We start from the raw sequence: 23,584 nt of genomic DNA, 5'->3' as shown, positions 1-23,584 counted from the left end.
TAAGCTTGTAGTATCCACCGCTTGCGCGTCGCACGGTGGACGAGATCTGTATTTTCACTATCCAAGTTCGCGATCCCGAGACCTGAGAACTTGCTGGCATTTGACCTAAAAGCAAAGCCGGACAACCCATCTGGATCGCCCGGCCAAACTAACCTTAAGTAAGATTCAAACAACGCAAAATCGTTTGCGTATTGAAAATTTTCTCACGTCAGGACGCAACAGGCTCCTGTTCCGTCTGGGTTTTTCCTTTTCCGCCAAACCAGCTTTTGACGGTTTCACGCATGGTCTGCATGTTCACATAAAGAATCGGGATCATGAGAATGCCGATGCAGGTCGCAAACAGCATGCCACCGAACACCGCGAAGCCAATGGCCTTCTGACTGGCCGCACCAGCACTTGATGCGGTCATCAATGGCACGACACCCAGCAAGAACGACAAGGCCGTCATCATGACCGCCCTGAACCGAAGATGAGCCGCTTCTACTGCTGCATCCTTGATCGACTTGCCATCGGCCCTCTGCTCCATCGCAAACTCCACGATGAGGATGGCATTCTTGGCGCCCATCCCGACAAGCATGATCATGCCGATCTGTGTGTAGAGGTTGACATCCCCCCCAGTCGCAAAGACCGCAACAAGCGCCCCGAGGATTGCAAAGGACACCGACATCAAAATCGCAATCGGCATCGTCCAGCTCTCATACTGAGCGACAAGGAAGAGATACGTGAACAAGATTGACAAAAGCAGGATGAAAAGAACGATCTGCCCCGATCCGAGCTGCTGCAGCGCTGTACCTGTCCACTCGAGAGAATACCCATCCGGAAGGGCTTCAGCCCCCGCGGCATTGACTTCGTTGATGACCACACCTGTTGAGGCTCCAGGTGCCGGATCAGCCATCACGGCAGCAGCACGGAACATGTTGTAGCGGGTCAGAATCTGCGGACCGAGGACATTCTGTGTCGTCAGAATGCTGCGCATGGGCACCATGGTGCCGTCGCTCGACCGCACATAAAGTGCACCGATATCCTCCACCCGATCGCGGAACTTGCCTTCCGCCTGGATCATCACCTTGTAGACCCGGCCGAAGATGTTGAAGTCGTTGATATAGTACGAGCCCAGATAAGCCTGCAGTGTCGTGAACACATCCGACACATTGATGCCGAGCGTTTTGGCCTTTTCACGATCAAGATCGATAAAGACCTGAGGCACATTGGCCCGGAAAGTCGAGTAGGCGCGCCCAACTTCGGCACTCTGGTTGGCAGAATAAATCATCGAGCCAAGTGCCGATGACAAATCCTGCGGCGAACCTCCACCGGTTTGTTGCAGCATCACCTGAACACCGCCGGTCGTGCCAAGGCCCGGAATCGGCGGGGGGTTGAAGGCAATGATATTCGCACCGGGAATAGTCGAAAATTCCGCCCAGAACTTTGCAAGGATCGCATCAATACGAAGGTCGGGAGCCTGACGGTCTTCCCAGTTCTTCATGGTCGCAATCACCAGCGCCGCATTCGAGGACGTTGCGCCGTTGAGGATTGAGTAGCCGTTGACAATGACGACGTCTTCCACACCCGGCGTTTTGGAGGTCAGGTCAACCACCTGCTTGGTCACGTTCTCCGTCCGTTGCAACGACGCTCCATCGGGAAGCTGAACGTCGACCATCAGGTAGCCCTGGTCTTCCGAAGGCAGAAAGCCCTGAGGCAGTGATCCGCCGAGTGTCACGATCAAGGCGACCGCCCCGGCAACAACGGCAAGCCCTATCACGGCGAAGCGAACAAGGCGGCGAATAATACCGGTATATCCGTTGCGTACCGATGTGATGCCACGGTCGAACAGCCCCATGATGCCGCGCGGCGGGCCAGAACGGGCTTTCAGGATCAGACCACAGAGAGCCGGAGACAGCGTCAGCGCGTTGATTGAGGAAATCAACACAGAGACCGAGATGGTGACAGCGAACTGGGAATAGAGACGGCCGGTAATGCCTGGCATGAAGATTGTCGGAACGAAAACCGCCAGCAGCACCAGCGTCGTGGCAATCACCGGACTGGTGATCTGTTCCATCGCTTTCGTCGTGGCTTCTTTCGGCGACAAGCCTTCATCGGCAATGATGCGTTCCACGTTTTCCACGACGACGATGGCATCATCCACAACGATACCAATGGCCAGCACCAGTGCGAACAGCGAAATCGTGTTGAGCGTCATGCCAAGTGCCAGCAGCACGGCAAACGTGCCGATAAGCGACACTGGAATGGCAACAGTTGGAATGATTGTCGCTCGCCAGTTCCCGAGGAAGATGAACACCACCGAGACCACCAGAAGGAAGGTCAGGAAAAGCGTGGTGATGACGTCGTTGAGAGAAGCCTGAACGAAATCCGTAGTGTTGAAGGGAACGCCGTACTGCATGTCCGGCGGAAAATTCTTGGCCAGTTCATCCAGGCGAGCCAGCACGTTTTCCGATACCTGAAGCGCGTTTGCACCTGGTGCCTGATAGATTGCCAGAACCGTGGAAGGCTTGCCATTGTATTCGCCGGAGGCGTTGTAAACCTGCGCGCCGAGTTCGACGCGGGCAACATCGCCAATCGTTACGACTGCGCCGTCTGCACCAGTTCGCAGAACGATCTGCTCAAATTCTTCCGGTGAGGCCAGACGGCCCTTTGCCTTGATCGTGTACTGGAACTGCTGTCCATCCGGAACCGGAGGTGCGCCGATCTGACCGGCAGCCACCTGAATGTTCTGGTCACGTACGGCGGTGATGAAATCCGTCGGTGTCATGCCCAGGCTGGTCAACCTGTCCGGATCAAGCCAGATACGCATGCCGTAGGAAAAGTCGGTCATGACGTCTGCCAGACCAACCCCAGGCACACGGGCAAGTGCATCCTTCAGGTTGATCGAGGCATAGTTTGACAGGAAGACCGGATCGTAACTGCCGTTCGGCGAAAACAGTGTAATGACCAGCAACATGTTCGTGCTGGCTTTTTGCACTGTCACACCGTTATTGGTCACATCGCTTGGCAGCTGGCTGTTGGCCTGACTGACCCGGTTCTGCGTGTTGACCGTGGCAATGTCCGGGTCTGTTCCGACAGCGAAGGTAACGTTGAGCGAATAGTTGCCGCTGTCGTTACTGGTCGACTGCATGTAGATCATGTCATCGACGCCGTTGACCTGCCCTTCGATTGGGGCGGCAACAGTTTCTTCCAGCACTTCGGCATTGGCGCCGGTATAGGTCGCCGTAACGTTTACGACCGGCGGGGTGATATTCGGAAACTGTTCAACCGGAAGCGACAGATACCCAAGCACACCGGCAATAGTGATAACAATGGAAATGACCAGCGCGAATTTCGGCCGGTAGATAAAAAAGCGTGAAAACATTTAGCTTTTCTCCGCCGGCTTGGAAGCAAGTACCGGGTTCACCACAACGCCGGGGCGCACTTTCTGCAACCCTTCGATGATGACCTCGTCACCTTCCTTCAGGCCTTTTGAGACGACGAAATCCGTGCCTTCCTGCTGACCCAGAGTCACATAGCGCTGTTCGACCTTCTTGTCCGACGTGATTGCCAGTGCAAACGCACCTTCCTGGTCCCTTTGAATGGCAGCCTGCGGCACAACCAGCGCCGTTTCCGTTTTCGGCGCTTCGAGAACCACCGTCACATAGGTTCCGGAAATCAGGCGGATGTCCTTGTTGTCGAATTGTCCGCGGAAGGAGATGGTGCCTGTCGCCGTATCGACCTGATTGTCGATGAAGACGATTTTGCCCTTTTCATTATAGTCCTGCCCGTTTGGCAGAACCAGTTTCAGGTCTGGAGACTCATCCGGCTGGATATCGGCAGGGTTTATCCCGTGTGTCTTGACCGCGTTGAGATACTGCGCCTCGCTGACGGAAAAATTGACGTAGACAGGAGCAAGGCTGATCAAGCTGGCCAGTGAATTCGTCGTGGGTCCGACGACCTCGCCAACGCTGTAGGTGGTCTTGCCGAGCTGGCCGTCGAAAGGTGCCGAAATGTCGGTGTAGCTGAGGTTGAGTTCCGCCTCCTGCAGAGACGATTGCGCTGCCTCCACAGAGGCTTCCGCCTGTTGCTTTTGCGCCAAGGTCGCTTCGTAAGCAGCCTCGGAGAGATGCCCCTTGTCTCGGAGGTCCCTGTCACGCTTCTCGTCAGCAGCCTTCAGTGCAGCGTCTGCCTTTGCGCTTGCAAGATCCGCCTTGGCCTTTGTCAGTGCGGCCTGATACTGCGCTTTTTCAATCGTGAACAACAGGTCGTTTTTCTTGACGACGGAGCCATCCGGCACAGCTTTCTCTTCCAGGAAACCTTTGACGCGAGCCATGAGATCGACCTGGTCGATTGCAGCGACCTGCCCGACAAAACGTGCGCTTTGGCGAATATCCTGGGACGCAATCTTCGCAACGGTCACCGATGGTGGCGGCGCTGCCGGAGCGGCCTTTTGCGAGTCGTCAGAGCACGCGGCCAACAGAGCCGAGGTTGCAGCAACGAGTGCAAAATTGCGAGGGAAAGAGGCAAAAGGCAAAAAAGTCATTCGGGAACTCCGCAGTCCGACCATCAGGTCAAGGCGCATAATTTGGGGTTCACTATAAAAGGACTGGTTGATTCAACAAGTGAATAGTGCCCTTGCCGTGTGGTCTTGGCGGGAAAAATTCCTTAACGTTTTCAAAGTCACGTATACATTGCCCGACACGACAATCACGAAACACACATAATGGTTTGTGCGTCGGCAAATTTTCTGAATGCGATAAAGTGCAGCAAATCCAGCCAGAGAGCCGTGGGAGGAACACGTCTCCCGGCTAAGCCTTCTCACAAAGAATGAATTTCATTTACGAAACAACTGGCGACAGGATCAGCGTGAGCCCGTTGAGCTGGCCTGCCGGCACTATCTTGCGCTCATCCAAGCCTTTGCAGCCGATTTCCAGAGCAACAATCTGCGGCAGGGAGCCGGTAATTTGCGCAGCTGCATCAGTGCCGACCAGTGACGCATACGCAGATGGCGTTAACACGGAGATTGTTCCACGAGCAGTCTTGAGCTCCAGACCCAGACTGGTGGCGCGCATTTCGCGTTGGCCCGTGAACCCACCCAGAAACTCGTGATGATCCGAGGGATCGCCGGCAACGAGATAGACTGTCTTTATCGTTGACGCGCCGTTGGCATGATCCTGAAAGGCTTCTTTCCAGAAATTTTCGGGAAATCGATTCCTGCAGGTGAAATAGCCGATCTCCTGTGCAAGTGCATCACTGACAAATGTCAGGTCGAAGGCAACTTGCACCTTGCCGCCATCCGCCAGATTGGCGGTGCGCTCGAAGGAAAACGGCTCGTAGAGTTTCAGTCCTGCCTTGCTGAAATCGTCCCTGTCCTTCGCAGGATCGGAACTGTCCAGCACCAGCATGCTGGCCCCTTCGTGCCGGGACAGAAAATCTCGGTTGAAAGCCCCGAACGAGAAAACCTCTTCAGAAGCCTCGAAAATGAGATCCCGATCGGCAACGCTCAACAGCTCGACGAAAAAACCGTCGAGCTGAACCAAACGGTTGGCCGTTCCCCAGGAATGGCGATTTTCAGGAGTAACCGTGAAACCAAGGTCCGCCCACACCTGGCCCGCGGCCTCCAGATCCCTCACCGCTACAACGACGTGATCGAGCCCGCGCACCATTATCTTGTCCCCTTCCCGCCTTGGCCGATCAGACCAGACGGCCCTGATGGATCGCTGCGCTTATGAAGGATGCAAACAGCGGATGCGGATCGAAAGGACGGGACTTCAGTTCCGGATGGTACTGAACACCGACGAACCAGGGATGATCCGCGATTTCGACCGTTTCCGGCAAAACACCGTCTGGCGATGTCCCGGCGAAAATCAGACCGCATTTCTCGAGTTCATCGCGGTAGCCGATGTTGACTTCATACCGGTGGCGATGACGCTCCGAAATGCTGGTCGTTCCATAAATTTCAGCAATCTTGGAACCGGTCTTGAGCGCAGCAGGATAGGCTCCAAGGCGCATTGTACCGCCCAGATCGCCTTCGGCGTCGCGCACTTCCTTGCGGTTGCCCTTCGTCCACTCGGTCATCAGGCCGACAACAGGTTCCTTCGCCGGGCCAAACTCGGTGGAATTGGCTTCGGCGATCCCGGCGAGATTGCGTGCCGCTTCCAGAACCGCCATCTGCATGCCGAAACAAATTCCGAAATACGGGATCTTGCGGGTCCGGGCGAAGTGTGCCGCAGCAATCTTGCCCTCGGCACCCCGTTCCCCAAAACCACCGGGAACCAGAATTCCGTGAACACCTTCCAGATAAGGGCTCGGGTCCTCTTTCTCGAAGGTCTCCGATTCGATCCATTCAAGGTTTACCTTGACCCGGTTGGCGATACCGCCATGGACCAATGCTTCGATCAGCGACTTGTAGGCATCTTTCAGAACGGTGTACTTGCCGACAATCGCGATCTTGACCTCGCCTTCCGGATTGGCAACCGCCTCGGAAATGCCGTTCCAGCGATCGAGCACCGGTGCAGGTGCCCCCTTGATGCCGAATGCAGCCAGAACTTCGTCGTCCAGCCCTTCCTTGTGGTAGGCGACCGGCACGTCGTAGATCGACTTGACGTCGTAGGCCGGAATGACCGCGCTCTCGCGCACGTTACAGAATAGCGACAGCTTCCGTTTTTCCGTTTCCGGGATCGGGCGATCACAACGGATCATCAGGATATCCGGCTGAATACCGATGGACCGCAGTTCCTTTACGGAGTGCTGCGTCGGTTTGGTCTTCATTTCACCGGCGCTCGGGATGTAGGGCATCAGGGTCAGATGCACATAGACGACATCGCCTCGCGGAAGATCGTTGCCAAGCTGGCGGATCGCCTCGAAGAACGGCAGGCCTTCAATATCGCCCACAGTTCCGCCGATCTCGACGAGAACAAAATCGTAGTCCTCGTTGCCGGTCAGAACGAAGTTCTTGATCGCATCAGTCACGTGCGGAATGACCTGGACGGTTCCGCCCAGATAATCGCCGCGCCGTTCCTTGGCGATGATGTCCTGATAGATCCGCCCGGTGGTGATGTTGTCCTGCTGGTTCGCAGGACGGCCGGTGAACCGTTCGTAGTGGCCGAGATCGAGGTCTGTTTCCGCACCATCGTCGGTCACAAAGCATTCGCCATGCTGATACGGGCTCATGGTGCCCGGATCGACGTTCAGGTAGGGATCGAGTTTGCGGAGACGGACCTTGTAACCGCGAGCCTGGAGCAATGCGCCCAGTGCTGCAGAAGCAAGACCTTTTCCAAGCGAGGAGACCACGCCGCCAGTGATGAAAATATATCGCGCCATGGACCAATACCATATCCTTGCCGAGGGCGCCTTGGCCACTCGGGAGTTGCGTTCTCAACACATAAAAATGCCCTGCGAGTTAAGCCGCAGGGCATATGTCGGGTGAATGGGCCAGAAGACCCGTTCGGCCGCCTTACTGGGCGGCCGGGACCTGAGGTCCGGAAGGTTGCTGTTGGTTCAGCTGTTTCAACGAATCGAGAACACCGCCTGAACCGCCTTCGGTCGTGCCGTCCGTCGTGGCAGGCGCTTCCTGGGTTGCTGCCGGAACAGCATCAAGAATCGAACCGGGCCGGTCCTGATTCTTTGCAATAAGGCTGAGCGTCAGCGAAGTAGCGAAGAAAGCGACCGCCAGAACGGCAGTTGCACGCGTCAGGATATTCGCAGTCCCACGACTGGACATCAGACCACCGCCTCCGCCGCCAATGCCAAGCGCGCCGCCTTCGGAACGCTGCAGGAGGACAACAAGCACCAGGGCCAGGACGACCATCAAGTGGATTACGATGACTACGGTTTCCATCGAACGCCATTCTTCATTGAATTCAAGATTGGCGGCCTTCTACACCAGACGCCGCCAGCTTTCCACCCTTCAATTGCGCCTTCGACACAGAAGCTTCAAGGCCGGGCACAATATATTCGGTGTCTTCAGGAATAAGCAGCAAGTATGCCGAGGAAATCTTCAGCCTTGAGACTGGCGCCGCCAACAAGGGCGCCGTCGACATTGGCAACAGACATCAGTTCACGCGCATTGCCCGGTTTCACAGACCCGCCGTAAAGAAGGCGCATGGAAGCTCCTTCCCCGCCGAACCTTGCGGAAAGATTGTCCCGCATTGCCTTGTGCATTTCCTCAACATCACCTGCGGTGGGTGTCAGACCTGTACCGATCGCCCAGACCGGCTCGTAGGCAATCACGCAGTTTTCGGCAGTCGCCCCATCCGGAACCGATCCGTTCAATTGGCGGTCGACAATAGCAAGTGCCTGGCCTGCCTTGCGCTCGGCTTCTGTCTCGCCGACACACACAATCGCCACAAGACCGGCTCTCCAGGCTGCCCGAGCCTTTTCATTGACATCAACATCGCTTTCAGCGTGATCCGTCCGGCGTTCGGAATGACCGACGATGACGGCCTTTGCGCCGGCATCTGCAAGCATTTCAGCAGAAATATCGCCGGTGTGAGCACCAGATACAGCGGTATGGCAATCCTGACCACCTACAGACAGAGCGCCACTGCCAGCCTTTTCCGCAATTGCTGCGATCAGCGTTGCAGGCGCACAAATCATCGCATCGACCGAATCCGCCAGATCGTCACTGATGCCGGCGATCATCTTGTAGACTTCAGCCTGGCTTGCCTTCAGACCGTTCATTTTCCAGTTACCGGCAACCAGCGGCTTGATCGCTGCGCTCATGTTCAGTTTCTCCCGCGGCATGATCCTTGATTTGCCGCCTATAGAGCAGAAGCGCACACGCGTTGCAATCACCCTGAGGACGGGAAAACCCAAATCGCTTCCGAAGTTTGTAAAAGGCCGCCTTGCGGCGGCGGCGCGGCGTCTTTATGATCCGCCCGCTCCGGCCAAGGCCGGTCCTGAATTCAGCCGGTGACGCCGGCTGCCGGAACGAAGAAGAATACGGGAGTCGTCATGCTTGACGCGCTGCGCAAGGGCGCTGGCACCTGGGTTGCCAAACTGTTTATTGCTCTGTTGATCTTTAGCTTCGCCGTGTGGGGCATTAGCGGTTTCTTGACCGGTGTCGGCCAGAACACCGCCGCCAAGGTCGGCGACACGGAAGTCTCCCTGTTCGATTTTGACCGGGCCTACAGGCAAGACCTCGGACGGCTGGCTCAACAGTTCGGCCGGCCGCTGACGCCGGCAGAAGGTGCGAGCCTCGGTGTTCCGCAGCAAACGCTGGGCAAGCTTGTGGCCGAAGCGGCCATGAACAACACCGCTCAAAACATGAAACTCGGTGTTTCGGACGAACGCCTGGCGACCATTATCCAGAGTGACCCTGCATTTCAGGGCCTTGGCGGCAGGTACGACAAGAACCGACTACAGCAGGTTCTGCAGGCAAACGGATACCGGGAAGACGAATATGTCGTCGAACGCCGCAAGGTTGCAGAGCGTGCGCAGCTTGCAGAAGGCCTCGCCGGCAGCATGAAGGCGCCGATTGCCTATCTGGAAGTTCTTGACGCCTATCAGGGCGAAACGCGAAGCGTTGATTACCTGGTCGTCACACCGGAATTCATCGGAGACATCGAGGATCCGGCCGAAGGTGTCCTGACAACCTACTTCGAAGAGAACAAGGACAATTTCCGCGCACCCGAGTTCCGTGAAATCAAATACGTCTCACTCACGCCGACGTCTCTCTCTCGTCCGGATGACATTTCCGACGAAGACGCCCGCGCTGAGTTTGAGCGCCGGTCGGAAGATTTCTTCCAGCCCGAACGCCGCAAGATCCGTCAAATGTCCTTCCCGTCTCAACAGGCTGCGGAAGAAGCTGCCGAAGAAATCGCGAACGGCAAGACCTTTGACGAACTCATGACTGACCGGAACCTTGCCAACAACGACGTTGCCCTTGGCGTCATGGCAAAGGCCGATTTTCTCGATGAAGCTATCGGCGACGCCGCTTTCAGCCTGGAAGAAGGCGCCACAAGCGGTACGGTGGAAGGCAGGTTCTCGACCGTCATTCTGAATGTCGAAGAAATCCTTCCGGAAAGCACCAAACCCTTCGAAGACGTGAAGGACGAGATCGTCCAGAGCCTCGCAAAGGAACAGGCGGAACGGGAAATTCTGGATCTGCTTAACGAAGTCGAGGATGCCCGGGCCGGCGGTGCTCCGCTGGACGAAATCGGCGAGCGTTTCTCCCTGACTGTAGAAACTCCGTCAGCTTTTGATGCATCCGGAAACGGTGAAGACGGTAAACCCGTAACCTTGCCTGATGCTGAGGGACTTGTAGCAGGTGCGTTCGACAGTGACATCGGCATCGAAAACGATGTCCTTCAGCTCGGTGAGCAAGGGTTCCTCTGGTATGACGTCGCAAAGGTTATTCCGTCGCGCGAACGCACCCTCGACGAAGTTCGCGAAGACGTCATTGCCGCCTGGAAGCAGGATGAACTCGGCAAACGCTTGAGCGACACTGCGGCAGACCTATTGGCCAAGGCAGAAGGCGGCACGCCGTTCATTGCCCTTTCCGCAGAAACCGGGCTGGAAGTGAAATCCGCAACTGACCTGAAGCGCAACACGCCGTCCGGGGATTTCGGCCGCGAAGCTGTTTCGGCAGTATTCGACGGCCCCGTTGGAACAAGCGCGGTCACCGAAACCAACGATGGCAACGGTCGGATCGTGCTTAAAGTGAGCGGTTCCAACGTACCGGACTTCCAGAGCGACGCACCGCAAGTAGCGGCCCTGGGTCAGCAGCTTTCCCAGCAGATTCAGGACACGCTGCTCGGTCAGTTCATCTCCGACCGGGAAACCAAGGCAGGGGTCGAGATAAACAATGCCGGTATCGCCCAGATGATCGGGTTGGACCGGAATTGATCCGTTTGAAAGTGGAATGACGACATGAGCACATTCAAGGACTTCATCGCCAAGGTGTCAGACGGTCACGCCTTGAGCCCTGAAGAAGCCCGCGAAGCCTTTGAGGTGATCCTGTCGGGATCTGCAACACCATCGCAGCTTGGCGGGTTTCTGATGGCCTTGCGTGTGCGCGGCGAAAGCATTGCCGAAGTCACGGGTGCGGTCGCGACCATGCGGTCCAAGATGATCCCCGTGAGGGCCCCGGCCAACGCGATGGATATAGTGGGAACGGGTGGCGACAATTCCGGCAGCTACAATATTTCCACGTGCACGGCCCTGGTCGTAGCCGGCAGCGGTGTTCCGGTTGCCAAACACGGCAACAGGTCATTGTCTTCCAAGTCGGGCGCTGCAGAAGCGCTAGCCGAACTTGGCGTCAACATCGATATCGATGCCAGGAAGATATCCGATTGCATCAACAGGGCGGGTATCGGTTTCATGTTCGCCCCGCTGCACCATGCAGCCATGAAACACGTGGGTCCAACCCGCATGGAACTCGGCACGCGCACAATCTTCAATCTGCTTGGCCCATTGACCAATCCCGCAGGCGTGAAGCGTCAGATGGTTGGTGTATTTGCCCGCAAATGGGTGGAGCCGCTTGCGGAAGCTCTTCGCGAGCTAGGGTCCGAAAAGGCCTGGGTCGTTCACGGGTCCGACGGAATGGACGAAATAACCACAACCGGTCCAACCGCTATTGCCGAACTCAAGAACGGGACAATCCGTTCGTTTGAAATTTCACCCGAAGATGTCGGCCTTGCCGTTTCCGATCCGAAAGATCTCAAGGGCGGACTTCCCTCGGAAAACGCGAAAGCCCTGCGCGACGTCCTCGCCGGAGCAAAGAACGCCTATCGAGATGTGGTGCTGTTCAATGCGGCTGCCTCCCTGCTGGTTGCAGACAAGGTGGAAACCTTGAAGGATGGTGTCGAGTTGGCGGCGCAATCCATTGACAGCGGATCCGCAGCCGACACCTTGGAAAAGCTTGTCGCAGCATCGAACGGGTAAGACATGGCAGACATTCTTCAAAAGATCGAAGCCTACAAGCGCGAGGAAATCATCGCTGCAAAGGCATCCGTTTCGATCGACGAACTCAAGGCACGCATCAAAGACGTGAGTGCTCCACGCGGGTTTCTCAAGGCGATCGAAGCCAAACACGATAACGGTGAGTACGCTCTCATTGCGGAAATCAAGAAGGCCAGCCCTTCGAAAGGGCTCATTCGGGAAGATTTCAATCCACCTCTCTTGGCTAAGGCTTACGAAGTAGGCGGCGCAGCCTGTCTTTCGGTCCTAACCGATACGCCCTCTTTTCAGGGAAGGCCTGAGTTTCTGGCTGCTGCACGTGACGCTGTTGCCCTTCCGGCGCTGCGCAAGGATTTCCTCTACGATCCTTACCAGGTATATGAAGCCAGAGCCTGGGGTGGCGATTGCATCCTGATCATTCTGGCCGCTGTTGATGACGACACCGCCAAAGCATTGGAAGACACCGCGTTCGAACTCGGAATGGATGTCTTGCTCGAGGTACATGACGCTGATGAGCTGGAGCGTGCGCTCAAGCTGTCGTCTCGTCTGCTCGGTATCAACAACCGCAATCTCAAGACATTCGAGACCAAGCTGGAAACAAGCGAAGAGCTTGCGCCGCGCATTCCGGACGACAGAATCATTGTCGGCGAAAGCGGCCTGTTCACCCCCGCCGACCTATCCCGAATGAACAAGGTTGGTATTTCAACGTTCTTGATCGGCGAAAGCCTGATGCGTCAGGAAGACGTCGCCTCGGCTACCAGAACGCTCCTGGCCCGTCCGGCCCTCTCCGAAGCGGTTTAGGCGGACATGGCCAACAAGGACGCCAAACTGACCCATCTGGATGCGGCAGGGTCTGCCAACATGGTGGACGTATCCGAGAAGTCCGTAACGCATCGGATTGCCGTCGCGCGCGGGACTGTCACCATGCGGACTGAAACCCTGGATCTCATCCGGTCCGGGAACGCCAAGAAAGGCGACGTTATCGGCACGGCACGCATAGCCGGCATCCTGGCCGCCAAGAAGACCCACGAACTGATACCGCTCTGCCATCCACTGATGTTGTCCAAGGTGTCCATCGACATCGATACCGATGATGATCTTCCCGGGCTCATAGTGACAGCGACAACCAAGGTCAGCGGCCAGACAGGTGTCGAGATGGAAGCCTTGACCGCATGCTCGCTGGCCTGCCTGACGATTTACGACATGGCGAAAGCAGTAGACCGGGGCATGGTCATCGGAGATATCCGTCTGGTCAAAAAATCCGGTGGCAAATCCGGCCATTGGACACTCGACAAGGACGGCAGCCTGGGTGGCACCTGATGAGCCTGATGCCTGTCGACGAAGCGCTGACGAAGCTCCTTTCCGGCGTAAAACCTCTTGAAACGGAATATGTTCCGCTCGAGAGCGCCAACGGCAGATATCTGTCCGCCCCCCTTGTTTCCACCCGAACCCAACCGCCTTTCGCAGCGTCTGCGATGGACGGCTACGCCATTCGTCATGAAGATCTTTCCGATGCCCGAACATCCTTGACCGTTGTCGGCGAAGCACCGGCTGGCCATGGTTTTTCCGGAACGGTCGGCAACGGTGAAACGGTGAGGATCTTTACCGGTGCTCCTGTGCCGGCCGGTACGGACACGATCCTGATCCAGGAAAACGCTGAGCGTGAAGGCGAGCGCATAACCGTTCTGGAGAACCCGGCCAAGGGCGCATTCGTCCGTCCGGCCGGCCTGGACTTTTCCGAAGGTGATGTGCTTCTGCAACCGCCGCTCAAACTTGCCTACCGGCATCTCGCCCTTGCCGCTGCAATGAACCACGCGGTCTTGCCGGTGCACCGCAGACCGAAGGTTGCGATACTCGCAACCGGGGATGAACTGGTTCGCCCAGGAACGGAACCGGGACCGGATCAGATAATCGCCTCGAACCACGCAGGTATCGCCGCACTCGTGGAAGATTGTGGCGGTCAGCCACTCGATCTTGGAATATCACCCGACGAACCGGTGGCACTTGCGAACCACGTTAGGCGTGCGATTACCGAGAAGGCCGACATTCTCGTCACGCTTGGGGGGGCCTCAGTCGGCGACCACGATCTTGTTCAAAGTGTCCTTGGACAGGAAGGCATGGACCTGGCGTTCTGGCGAATTGCAATGCGTCCGGGCAAGCCGTTGATGGCAGGCCGTCTTGGCGGCACCAAGGTTCTTGGTCTGCCCGGAAACCCCGTCTCAAGCCTTATATGCGGCTTGCTGTTTCTGAAGCCACTCATGCAGGCAATGCTCGGTCAGACGCCGGAACAGTCCGGACCTCAACGAGCCATACTCGCTTCTCCCTTGCCCGAGAACGACCGCAGGCAGGACTACGTCAGGGCAACGCTTTCCAATTCGGAACACGGCGATCTGATCGTAACGCCGTTTTCCCGGCAAGACAGTTCCATGTTGAACCTGCTCGCCAAATCCGGCGCACTTGTGGTCCGTCCACCTCATGCACCGGCGCTGGAAGCCGGAGCAGAAGTGCCCATACTGGTACTCTGACGTGACGTGGCAGCTAGCCGTGCGACTGTCTGCGCTCGTGCCCCAATCGAGAAGCTGACTACTCCTCCCTCAGGAAAACAAAACCCGGCCGAGTGTCGGCCGGGTTCTTATTCTTAAATCAGCACGAGGTCGGTTACGCCTTCTGGACGGCGCGCTTTGCCATAACGGTAACCAGGTTCGCACGATAAGCAGCAGACCCGTGAATGTCTGACAGTAGATCGTCTGCGTCGGGCGCTATGCCGGCGACGGCGTCGGCTGAAAAATTACTTGCAAGCGCCGTTTCCATGGCGGACATGCGGAAGACACCACCCTGCCCTGCTCCGGTTACCGCAACCTTGACGGAGCCATCGTTGCCTTTGGCAACGAAGACACCGGCCATGGCATAACGCGATGCCGGGTTCGGGTATTTGGCATAGGCACTGGCCGCAGCACCCGGAAACTTGACCGCGACGACGATTTCATCTTCATCAAGCGCGGTTTCAAACATGCCGGTGAAGAACTCTTCCGCTGCCAGTTCCCGCTTGCTGGTGACAACGGTAGCACCGAGCGCAACCAGCGCAGCAGGGTAGTCGGCTGCAGGATCATTGTTGGCAATCGAGCCGCCAATGGTGCCCATATGACGAACCGCCGGGTCACCAATGCCACCGGCGAGTGACGCCAGTCCAGGAAGCTTCTGCTTCACCAGATCGGAAGTCGAGACTTCGAAATGGCTCGTTGCTGCGCCGATAGTTACACCATCGCCGTTTGCGCTGATCCCCTTCATGTCCGCAATCTTGGTCACATCCACCAGATCGCTGGGGGCTGCAAGCCGCTGTTTCATGGTTGGCAGCAAAGTCTGGCCACCACCAAGGAATTTGCCGTCATCGGCATTGGCCATTAGTGAAGCAGCTTCCGCTACTGATCCGGCCTTGTGATACGTCGTTTCATACATGCTGGGTCTCCCCGGATTTCGAACTGTGCAATGGCGGGCGGGTTGCCCCGCCCGAAAATCCCGTTGTGGCGTTATTCGGCCGCCTGCTTCACACCTGCATGGTAAAGCGCCCAGACCTTTTCAGGAGAGGCTGGCATCGACAGGCTGTTGTCCCCGATCGCATCCGTGATCGCATTGATAACTGCCGGCGGAGATCCGATAGCCCCAGCCTCGCCGCAACCTTTCATGCCAAGCGGGTTGCCTGGGCAGGCCGTGACATGCGTCGACAGATTGTAGGACGGCACATCATCGGCACGCGGCATGCAGTAATCCATGTAGGACGCCGTCAGCAGCTGGCCGTTTTCGTCGTAGGACGCATTTTCCAGAAGTGCCTGGCCAATGCCCTGCGTAATACCGCCATGCACCTGACCTTCCACGATCATCGGGTTGATGATGTTGCCGAAGTCGTCAGCCGCGACGAAGTTGACCACTTCCGTCTTGCCCGTATCCGGATCCACTTCGACTTCGCAGACATAGGTACCTGCCGGGAAGGTGAAGTTGGTCGGATCGTAGAAGGCACCTTCCTTCAGGCCCGGCTCCATGCCTTCAGGCAGGTTGTGCGCCGTGTAGGCAGCGAGAGCCACCTCGGTGAAGGTCAGCTTCTTGTCGGTGCCGGCTACTTTCAATTCGCCACCTTCGATCTGGATGTCTCCTTCGGAGGCTTCCATCAGGTGAGCAGCAATCTTCTTCGCCTTGGCTTCGACCTTGTCGAGCGCCTTGACGATTGCCGACATGCCAACCGCACCGGAGCGCGAGCCGTAGGTTCCCATACCGAACTGAACCTTGTCGGTATCGCCATGAACAATGGACACCGCATTGGTATCCAGGCCAAAACGTTCGCTGATCAGCTGGGCAAAGGTTGTCTCGTGTCCCTGACCATGGCTGTGCGACCCCGTCAGAACCTCGATCGATCCGACAGGGTTTACACGCACTTCGGCAGATTCCCAAAGACCGACACCGGCACCAAGTGAACCGACCGCAGCGGACGGTGCAATACCGCACGCCTCGATGTAGCAGGACAGACCAATACCGCGCAGCTTGCCGCGGGAAGCTGCTTCCGCCTTGCGGGCGGCAAAGCCGTCGTAGTCCGCGGCCTTCAGGGCTGCGTCCAGCGTCGCATCATAATCACCTGCGTCGTAGCACATGATCACCGGTGTCTGATGCGGGAACGTGCGGATGAAGTTCTTGCGACGGAACTCTGCCGGCGACAAGCCCACTTCACGGGCTGCCGTTTCCATGATCCGCTCCAGAAGATAGGTCGCCTCCGGCCGGCCTGCGCCCCGATAGGCGTCCACCGGTGTGGTGTTGGTGTAGACCGTCTTCACGTTGGCGTGGATAGCCGGAATGTCGTACTGACCCGAAAGAAGCGTAGCGTAGAGATACGTCGGCACGGAAGACGAGAACAAAGACATGTAGGCGCCGAGATTGGCGATCGTCTTGACCCTGAGGCCCAGGATCTTGTTGTCCGCGTCAAGCGCGAGTTCCGCTTCAGAGCGATGGTCCCGGCCATGTGCATCCGTCAGGAAGGCCTCGGTCCGGTCAGACACCCACTTGACCGGACGACCGACACGTTTGGACGCCCATAGGCAGACCATTTCTTCCGGGTAGATGTAGATCTTGGAACCAAAGCCACCGCCAACATCAGGCGCAATCACACGCAACTTGTTTTCAGGAGCAACGTTGTAGAAGGCCGACAACACCAGGCGAGCCACATGTGGATTCTGCGAAGTGGTGTAAAGCGTATAGTGCTCCTCGGCCGCATCGTAACCTGCAAGAGCTGCGCGCGGCTCCATCGCGTTCGGAACGAGGCGGTTGTTGTGGATCTCCATGCGCGTGACATGAGCAGCCTTTTCGAAGGCCGCGTTTGTGGCTCCTTCGTCGCCAATTTCCCAATCGTAGATCAGGTTGCCTTCGGCTTCCGGGTGAATCTGCGGGGCACCTGCTTCGAGTGCCGCAAGCGGATCGATAACGGCTGGCAATTCCTCATAATCAACCACAACCGCGTCAGCAGCATCACGTGCCTGAGCCTGCGTATCGGCCACAACCACGGCAACGGCCTGCCCGACATGGCGGACAATTTCCGGTTCCAGTGCGCGCCAACCGCCCATCTTCATCGGCGAACCATCCTTGGAATGGATCATCCAGCCACAGATCAGGTTGCCGATACCATCACCCACCAGTTGGTCGCCGGTGAGAACCGCATCCACACCCGGCATTGCCAGAGCAGCGCTCGCGTCAATCCCCTTGACCTTTGCATGCGCGTGCGGCGAGCGAACGAAAGCAGCGTACCCCATGCCCGGCATGGTCATATCGTCGGTGTATTTGCCCTTGCCGGTAATGAAGCGCTTGTCTTCCTTGCGCAAGGCACGGGCGCCAATCCCTTCAACTGCCATTTCTTCTCTCCCGAATATCTGCCGGCTCCGCCAGTACCGGACATCCTCCACTCGCCGGACAATCCGGCTGCTGCCATCAAGGCAACTGTCTCTCAAGACCTGGCGGTCAATACGAAGATGCCTGTTCCTCCCGGCATTTCATTCGATTGATCGGTCTTGCTGTCCTGCTGCGCGAACGTGTTCGCGCATCAATTTTGGGAGTGCAGGCCAACGCCGTTATTCGGCGGCCTGAGCCATACCGGCCATTTGATCGGAGGCGGCTTTGATCGCCTTGACGATATTGTGGTAGCCGGTGCAGCGGCAGATATTGCCTTCCAGCTCGTGGCGAATGGTTGCCTCGTCGAGATTTCCAGCACCATGACGCTTGATCATGTCCACGGCGGTCATGATCATGCCGGGGGTACAGAAGCCGCACTGAAGCCCGTGATGTTCACGGAAAGCTGCCTGTACGGGGTGCAGGCTGTCGGCTGTGCCGATCCCCTCAAGTGTTACAACTTCTGCGCCGTCGGCCTGGGCTGCGAGCATGGTGCAAGACTTTACGGCCTTGCCGTCGACATGCACAACGCAGGCACCGCATTGCGAGGTGTCGCAGCCAACGTGCGTACCAGTCAATCCGCGCACGTCCCGGATAAACGATACGAGCAGCGTCCGGTCTTCGACATCAGCCGAAACCGTCTTGCCGTTCAATACCATCGATACTTTCGACATGAATTCCTCTCCCTCATGAAATTCCCTGAACCGGACCGATCAAACCGGCCACCTGCATGAAATGACAGGCAAGACCTCTGATGTCCGATCCAGACCAGCGTACGAATAAACAATCGAATTCGATTGCGTGTCACTGACCCAATTTCCCGGCTTGTCACCGTGTTTTGTGCTGGGGCCCTGGCGCGTCCTAAATTGTCAGAGCCCGATCATTTCAAGATTTGTCCTACCCGGTCAACTTGCAAGTGCAAGCACGACAATCACGGCGGCGAGCAACACGAGCCCCCAGACCATGGGGCCGCCGAACACGTTGCGTCCCGCAGCGGCTTCAATATTTTGTTCCGCCTGATGGATCTTTTCCTCGACTGCATGCTCCGCATCCTCAATTACGTGCATGACTTCGCCAGGGGACTCTTCAATCGCGATCCGCTTGGCTTCCTCGGCCACACCGGGATCCAGATCGTCATCGGCACCAGCTGTGGTCGCAGTTTCGTCCTGCCCTGCCGGTGAACCAACCATCTCGGAGAACTTCGTGAAAAAGTCTTCCGCCATTTTCTTGGCGGTGGAATCGATCAGCCGGCTGCCGAGCTGGGCAAGTTTGCCCCCGACCTGCGCCTTGGCTTCGTAGGAAAGTATGGTTTCGTCACCTTCCTCCGTAAGCTTCACATCCGCAGACCCCTTGGCAAACCCGGCGACGCCGCCCTTGCCTTCTCCCGAGATCGTGTAGCTTTCCGGAGGATTGATGTTCTCAAGGGTTACTTCCCCTTTGAATTTGGCTTTTACAGGCCCGATTTTCGATGTGACCGCGGCGGTCATTTCGGTGTCCGAGGTCTTCTCGAGGCTTTCGCAGCCCGGGATGCAGGCCCGCAAGACATCCGGATCGTTCAAGGCTTGCCATACGGTTTCCCGTTTGGCCGGAATCCGGTGGGAGCCGCTCATGTCCATATGTTTTCTCCCCAAGTTGCGCTTTAGCGCATATTTACAAAGGTTCAGTCGACATTCAACGCGATTGACGCGTCCGCCGCAAACACGTTTTCCCGCATGAGAGCGTGTTTCGTACAAATTTTCAATCGCTTATGTGAACAGAATTGCAGAACGCAATCCTTGACAGGCTGTCCGATGTCTTCAATTCAACGTATGACCTAGCTGTCGCAGTATGCGCCAAAAAGGCACTTCTGTCCTGACAGTTCCGGCCAGAAATTGATAAACGGACGGATAAACTGTTTTATCCGAAGGCAACCCCCGGTTCGACAGCCTTCTGGATGAAACCGGACAGGTCATTGGTCGCCAGAGGCTTGGCGTAGAAATATCCTTGCAGGTAGTCGCAATGCAGCTCCTGCATGATATTTCTCTGGGCAACAGTCTCGACACCTTCTGCTGTAACGTTCAGATCCAGCGCCTGCGCAACGGCGATGATGGATTTCACGACAGCAAGTGCATCCGCATCCTGATCCATGTTCATAATAAAGCTTCGGTCGATCTTGATACCGTCAACCGGCAGCTTGCGCAGATAACTGAACGAGGAATACCCGGTGCCGAAATCGTCAATAACGACACGCGCACCCTTGTCACGCAGCCACGTCAGGAAGGCCAGAGTCACCTGATCGTTGCTGAGGAACAGCCCTTCGGTCACCTCGAATACGAGGCGATCCAGCGGCAGTTCGGCGGCTGTCACAGCATCTTCGATGTCCTTGTAGATCCGGTTTGCTTGAACCTGCCTGGGAGACAGGTTCACGTTCAACCGAACGTCATCGGAAATTCCGGTCAAGCTGCTGAACTCGGTAAAGGACGTCTTGAACATCCACGCGCCGATTTCGGTAATAAGACCACTGGCTTCGGCAGCTTCGATCATCCGAGCGGTATTCAGGAACGTTCCACTCGGGGTACGGAACCGCATCAGGGCCTCGAAGGACGCAAGGCTCTCGTCCCGGGCGTGCATGATCGGCTGATAATTCAGCGAAAACTTCGTCTGGTTGGAACTACCGGTAAGCAGTGAAGCAAGCCGCAGGCGCTCAAAGGCAGCTTCCTGCATCAGCGGATGAAAAACCGCGTGGTTGGTCACCCCTTTCTGACGCACATCGTTAAGGGCGATGGAGGCAAAACGCACGAGTTCTTCCGCGCTCTGCGTCTCGGTGCCGGTGGATGCAAACCCCAGCCGCAGTCGAAGGGTGATCTGGTTGTCTTCGAGCGTTATCGGTTGCTGGAAAGCATCTTCGATCCGCGCAACCACATCCTGAATCGTATTCTCTTCACCGCCCTTCAGAAGGATAAGAAATTCGTCCTTTTCCTTCCTGGCAATGGTGAGCGCATCGGGGAAAGTCTGCGACAGGCGGTGGCCGGTCCGTTTCAAGACCGCGCCCGCCTTTTCGTCGCCGATCCCGTCGACAATGACACGGAATCTCTGGATGTCGGAATGAACAACCAGCAGCTTGGCACCGTTGGCGGCGTGGCGCTGAAAGGTTTCGATGAAACCGGAGAATGTCGACAACCCGGTCACGCGATCGACATAAGCAAGGTTGCGAATATGCTCCAAAAGGCCGGTCTTCTCGTAGCCAAGCGCGACGTTGGAAACAAACAACTGCACGACTTCCGACCCGACGAGCTCCTCCAGCAACTCCTCGGAAATACCGAGATAAAGCGCGCCTGTCATGCCGTTACGAGTGACAAGCGGAAGAGCAATTCCTTTGGGCGACGAGCATGTTGCCTGTGTCTCGACGCATCTTGCCACGGCATTGCGGATCGCATCGTCACTGATGACGTCCACCGGCAGATCAATCTTGTCCTCGAAATTTCCCGTTGCCGCGAGCACACGGACGTTGGACTTGTCGAAGGACCCGTAGTCGGGAAGCGTCTCAAGACCACACAACAGGCTGTCGACAGGTTGCCCGACAAGAACCGTGAAATGCTTCAGGACTGCCGCAGCAAATTCACTCAGGGCGTTCTTTTCGACAATAGCTGCAAAATGCTCGTTTAACTGCTTGAGCTTCTTGCGGTTGGTCTCAAGCGACATGACAAGCTTGTAACCGCGCAGACCTGTAACGATGGCTGTAATCAGCTTGGTACGCGACAATTCGGCTTTTTCGGTGTAGCCGTCGATGTCGAATTTCATGATCACGTCGGTCTGCGGTGCATACCCGGGTTGACCTGTACGCAGGATCAACCTCGTGAAATGATTGCCGAGTTCGGAACGGATCCAGCTCACAAGCCCGAGACCTGCCGTATCGCTTTCCATGACGACATCGACAAGCGCCACCGCGATATCGGGGTGTTTCAACAGGATCTGCCGGGCTTCCTGAGCCGAGAGAGCATGCAAAAGTTCAAACGGACGATTTTCGAAGATGCATCCACCAACGGCGATCTTGGTGACTTCATGTACGTCGGGATCGTCATCGACAATCAGGATTTTCCAGGGCGCCTTCGTGATCTTCTTCACTTCCGGCTCGGAGGGGGCAAGAAAGTCCATCACCATCTCAATGCACCTTCTGTCCGAGAGGCTTCCTGGTATCCTGAGCGGCCATGGCGGGGAATTCGATAATGAATTCGGTTCCCGACCCGACGCTGGAAGACACCGAGATGGTTCCGTTCAGGGCTTCGGTGACCAGCTGGTAACAAATCGCCATCCCTAAACCGGATCCTCCTTTGCCGAACTTCGTCGTGAAGAACGGCTCGAATACTTTTTTCAGATTCTTCTCCGGAATGCCTACACCGAAATCCTGGCATTTGAAGATAATCTTGCGTTCGTTCGAATTGTTTCGGTTCTTGTCCTTCGGGTGAACCACCTGGGAAGACAGCTTGATCAGACCTTCGCTGCGCCCCTCGTATCCGTGCTTGATGGCGTTTTCGACAAAATTCGAGACGAGCTGACTGACCGCGCCAGGATAGCTATCGATGATTTCGTCCGCATGGAGATCAAGCTCGACCTTGAAAGGCGTTTTCTTGAGCGTCGGCTGCAGTGTTGCAAGAGTTTCACGAATGATGTGGTCGAAATTGAAGGACCGCTTCTTCTCGCTCTGCCTGTCGACAGCCACCTGACGAAAGTTCCCTACAAGCTCGCGGGCCCGGCCGAGTGTCTTCTCGATGATATGCGCGGTATCGGAAATACGTTCGACTTCGTTTTCCAGAGCTTCCTTGCTCAGTTTCTGCTCTTCAAGTTCGGTACGCAAGTAACCGGTTGAATCCTTGATGGTCGTGGCCGCCATCAACGCGTTTCCAAGAGGCGTGTTCAGCTCGTGCGAAACCCCGGCAACCAGCGCGCCAAGCGCGGCCAGATTATCTGCCTGGATAAGCTCTTCCTGCACCAACTTAAGCTGCTCCGTCCGGTGGGCGACCAAGTCCTCGAGATTAGTCTGGTATTCTTGAATTTTCTGCAAATCCAGATGCCGGCGCTGAACCATGGACTGGAGACTGGCGGCGAGAATACCGATTTCGTCCGCTCGGCCAGGCATCAGTTCGGCCTTGGGTGGATCTTCGATCAGGCGCGGCGTGGAAAGATACTCCACGATTGCAGAAAGCGGCTGACCGATCAGACGGCGAAAGACTGTTCTGATCACAATGGCGAGCAACAGCAGATAGACAATGATCGCGGTGACGATGAACCCGACAGTCGAAACGATTTCATAGGAAATCGTGTTGCGGTCGATGAGAATGAACACCTGCCCGATTGCATCCTTGTGCAGGATGGTGCTGGGCGAATTGAGTGTATAACTGAGAGCTTCGGCAGCGCGCGGCCCGGTAACAGGTTCACCGAAATTGCCTGTGTCCGGTGTTTCAACCCAGACTTTCTCGACAACTTCGAGACTTTCCAACCCGCGGATGAGCTGCAGGGTCGCGTCCGCATTGACTGTCCAGATGGCGCGTTCAAACGGGCGTTTGGTTGCCTGAAAGAAGGCCTCGGTCACACGAATGGCGCGTGCGTGAGAGGCGTCCCACGTGATCTTCGTGAGAATGCCGATGAATATGACGCCAAGAACAGCGAAAAGACCGAGCGTATAGAGAATGAATGTCCGGGACAGGCTGGAACGGCCCATCTCCTTGGGAGTATATGGCAACGACGTACTGCCGTTCAGTGTCAAGACGCCCACCTCAAATCACGGTGTCCGTTCCAGCTC

At 56.7% G+C, this 23,584-nt stretch carries 17 protein-coding genes; 5 read left to right on the top strand and 12 right to left on the bottom strand.

Annotation, left to right across the window (positions count from 1 at the left end):
* Window positions 1-208 precede the first annotated feature (208 nt).
* From B0E33_RS26020 to tpiA, 6 genes are all read right to left on the bottom strand, one after another.
* On the bottom strand, window positions 209-3,364 hold the full coding sequence (locus B0E33_RS26020) for an efflux RND transporter permease subunit (protein WP_077292810.1): 3,156 nt from the start codon (window positions 3,362-3,364) through the stop codon (window positions 209-211).
* Entirely contained in the window at window positions 3,365-4,525 is a 1,161-nt protein-coding gene (locus B0E33_RS26015) for an efflux RND transporter periplasmic adaptor subunit (RefSeq protein WP_208984171.1), read from the bottom strand. It lies immediately after the preceding gene.
* A gap of 295 nt (window positions 4,526-4,820) precedes the next feature.
* Window positions 4,821-5,648 (bottom strand): VOC family protein, encoded by an 828-nt coding sequence (locus B0E33_RS26010; RefSeq protein WP_077292809.1) that lies wholly within the window; start codon window positions 5,646-5,648, stop codon window positions 4,821-4,823.
* A gap of 28 nt (window positions 5,649-5,676) precedes the next feature.
* Window positions 5,677-7,305, bottom strand: coding sequence for a CTP synthase (gene pyrG, locus B0E33_RS26005; protein WP_022998550.1), 1,629 nt, complete (start codon window positions 7,303-7,305; stop codon window positions 5,677-5,679).
* 133 nt (window positions 7,306-7,438) lie between these two features.
* A complete protein-coding gene (secG, locus tag B0E33_RS26000; RefSeq protein ID WP_077292808.1) occupies window positions 7,439-7,822 on the bottom strand; it encodes a preprotein translocase subunit SecG in 384 nt (127 codons plus the stop codon).
* Between the two features lie 125 nt (window positions 7,823-7,947).
* Window positions 7,948-8,706 (bottom strand): triose-phosphate isomerase, encoded by a 759-nt coding sequence (gene tpiA, locus B0E33_RS25995; protein ID WP_055656557.1) that lies wholly within the window; start codon window positions 8,704-8,706, stop codon window positions 7,948-7,950.
* 231 nt (window positions 8,707-8,937) lie between these two features.
* Here tpiA and B0E33_RS25985 point away from each other — a divergent pair, with 231 nt between their 5' ends.
* Genes B0E33_RS25985 through B0E33_RS25965 form a run of 5 tightly spaced genes read left to right on the top strand, consistent with a single transcriptional unit; the run spans window position 8,938 to window position 14,408 of the window.
* Window positions 8,938-10,830 carry a peptidylprolyl isomerase gene (locus B0E33_RS25985; protein ID WP_077292806.1) on the top strand — a complete coding sequence of 631 codons (1,893 nt, stop codon included), beginning with the start codon at window positions 8,938-8,940 and terminating at the stop codon, window positions 10,828-10,830.
* A gap of 24 nt (window positions 10,831-10,854) precedes the next feature.
* The gene (gene trpD, locus B0E33_RS25980; protein ID WP_022998546.1) at window positions 10,855-11,868 is read left to right on the top strand and encodes an anthranilate phosphoribosyltransferase; all 1,014 of its coding nucleotides are present in this window, start codon (window positions 10,855-10,857) and stop codon (window positions 11,866-11,868) included.
* 3 nt (window positions 11,869-11,871) lie between these two features.
* On the top strand, window positions 11,872-12,684 hold the full coding sequence (gene trpC / locus B0E33_RS25975) for an indole-3-glycerol phosphate synthase TrpC (protein WP_077292805.1): 813 nt from the start codon (window positions 11,872-11,874) through the stop codon (window positions 12,682-12,684).
* A 6-nt stretch (window positions 12,685-12,690) separates the two neighbouring features.
* Entirely contained in the window at window positions 12,691-13,203 is a 513-nt protein-coding gene (gene moaC, locus B0E33_RS25970) for a cyclic pyranopterin monophosphate synthase MoaC (protein ID WP_077292804.1), read from the top strand.
* Window positions 13,203-14,408 carry a molybdopterin molybdotransferase MoeA gene (locus B0E33_RS25965; RefSeq protein ID WP_077292803.1) on the top strand — a complete coding sequence of 402 codons (1,206 nt, stop codon included), beginning with the start codon at window positions 13,203-13,205 and terminating at the stop codon, window positions 14,406-14,408. Before moaC ends, B0E33_RS25965 begins: the two co-directional genes overlap by 1 nt.
* A 133-nt stretch (window positions 14,409-14,541) precedes the next feature.
* On the opposite strand, the gene B0E33_RS25960 is transcribed toward B0E33_RS25965, so the two are convergent.
* The 6 genes from B0E33_RS25960 to B0E33_RS25935 form a co-directional block, all read right to left on the bottom strand.
* Window positions 14,542-15,339, bottom strand: coding sequence for an FAD binding domain-containing protein (locus B0E33_RS25960; RefSeq protein WP_022998542.1), 798 nt, complete (start codon window positions 15,337-15,339; stop codon window positions 14,542-14,544).
* A gap of 71 nt (window positions 15,340-15,410) precedes the next feature.
* Window positions 15,411-17,771, bottom strand: coding sequence for a xanthine dehydrogenase family protein molybdopterin-binding subunit (locus tag B0E33_RS25955; RefSeq protein WP_022998541.1), 2,361 nt, complete (start codon window positions 17,769-17,771; stop codon window positions 15,411-15,413).
* 216 nt (window positions 17,772-17,987) lie between these two features.
* On the bottom strand, window positions 17,988-18,479 hold the full coding sequence (locus B0E33_RS25950; RefSeq protein WP_031268448.1) for a (2Fe-2S)-binding protein: 492 nt from the start codon (window positions 18,477-18,479) through the stop codon (window positions 17,988-17,990).
* 231 nt (window positions 18,480-18,710) lie between these two features.
* On the bottom strand, window positions 18,711-19,421 hold the full coding sequence (locus B0E33_RS25945; RefSeq protein WP_077292802.1) for an SRPBCC family protein: 711 nt from the start codon (window positions 19,419-19,421) through the stop codon (window positions 18,711-18,713).
* Between the two features lie 280 nt (window positions 19,422-19,701).
* On the bottom strand, window positions 19,702-21,939 hold the full coding sequence (locus B0E33_RS25940) for a bifunctional diguanylate cyclase/phosphodiesterase (protein WP_208997711.1): 2,238 nt from the start codon (window positions 21,937-21,939) through the stop codon (window positions 19,702-19,704).
* A gap of 7 nt (window positions 21,940-21,946) precedes the next feature.
* Window positions 21,947-23,548, bottom strand: coding sequence for a sensor histidine kinase (locus B0E33_RS25935; RefSeq protein ID WP_208984173.1), 1,602 nt, complete (start codon window positions 23,546-23,548; stop codon window positions 21,947-21,949).
* Window positions 23,549-23,584 lie beyond the last annotated feature (36 nt).

The organism is Roseibium algicola (assembly GCF_001999245.1).
Lineage (GTDB): Bacteria > Pseudomonadota > Alphaproteobacteria > Rhizobiales > Stappiaceae > Roseibium > Roseibium algicola.
This window is presented reverse-complemented; position numbering and strand designations above follow the sequence as displayed.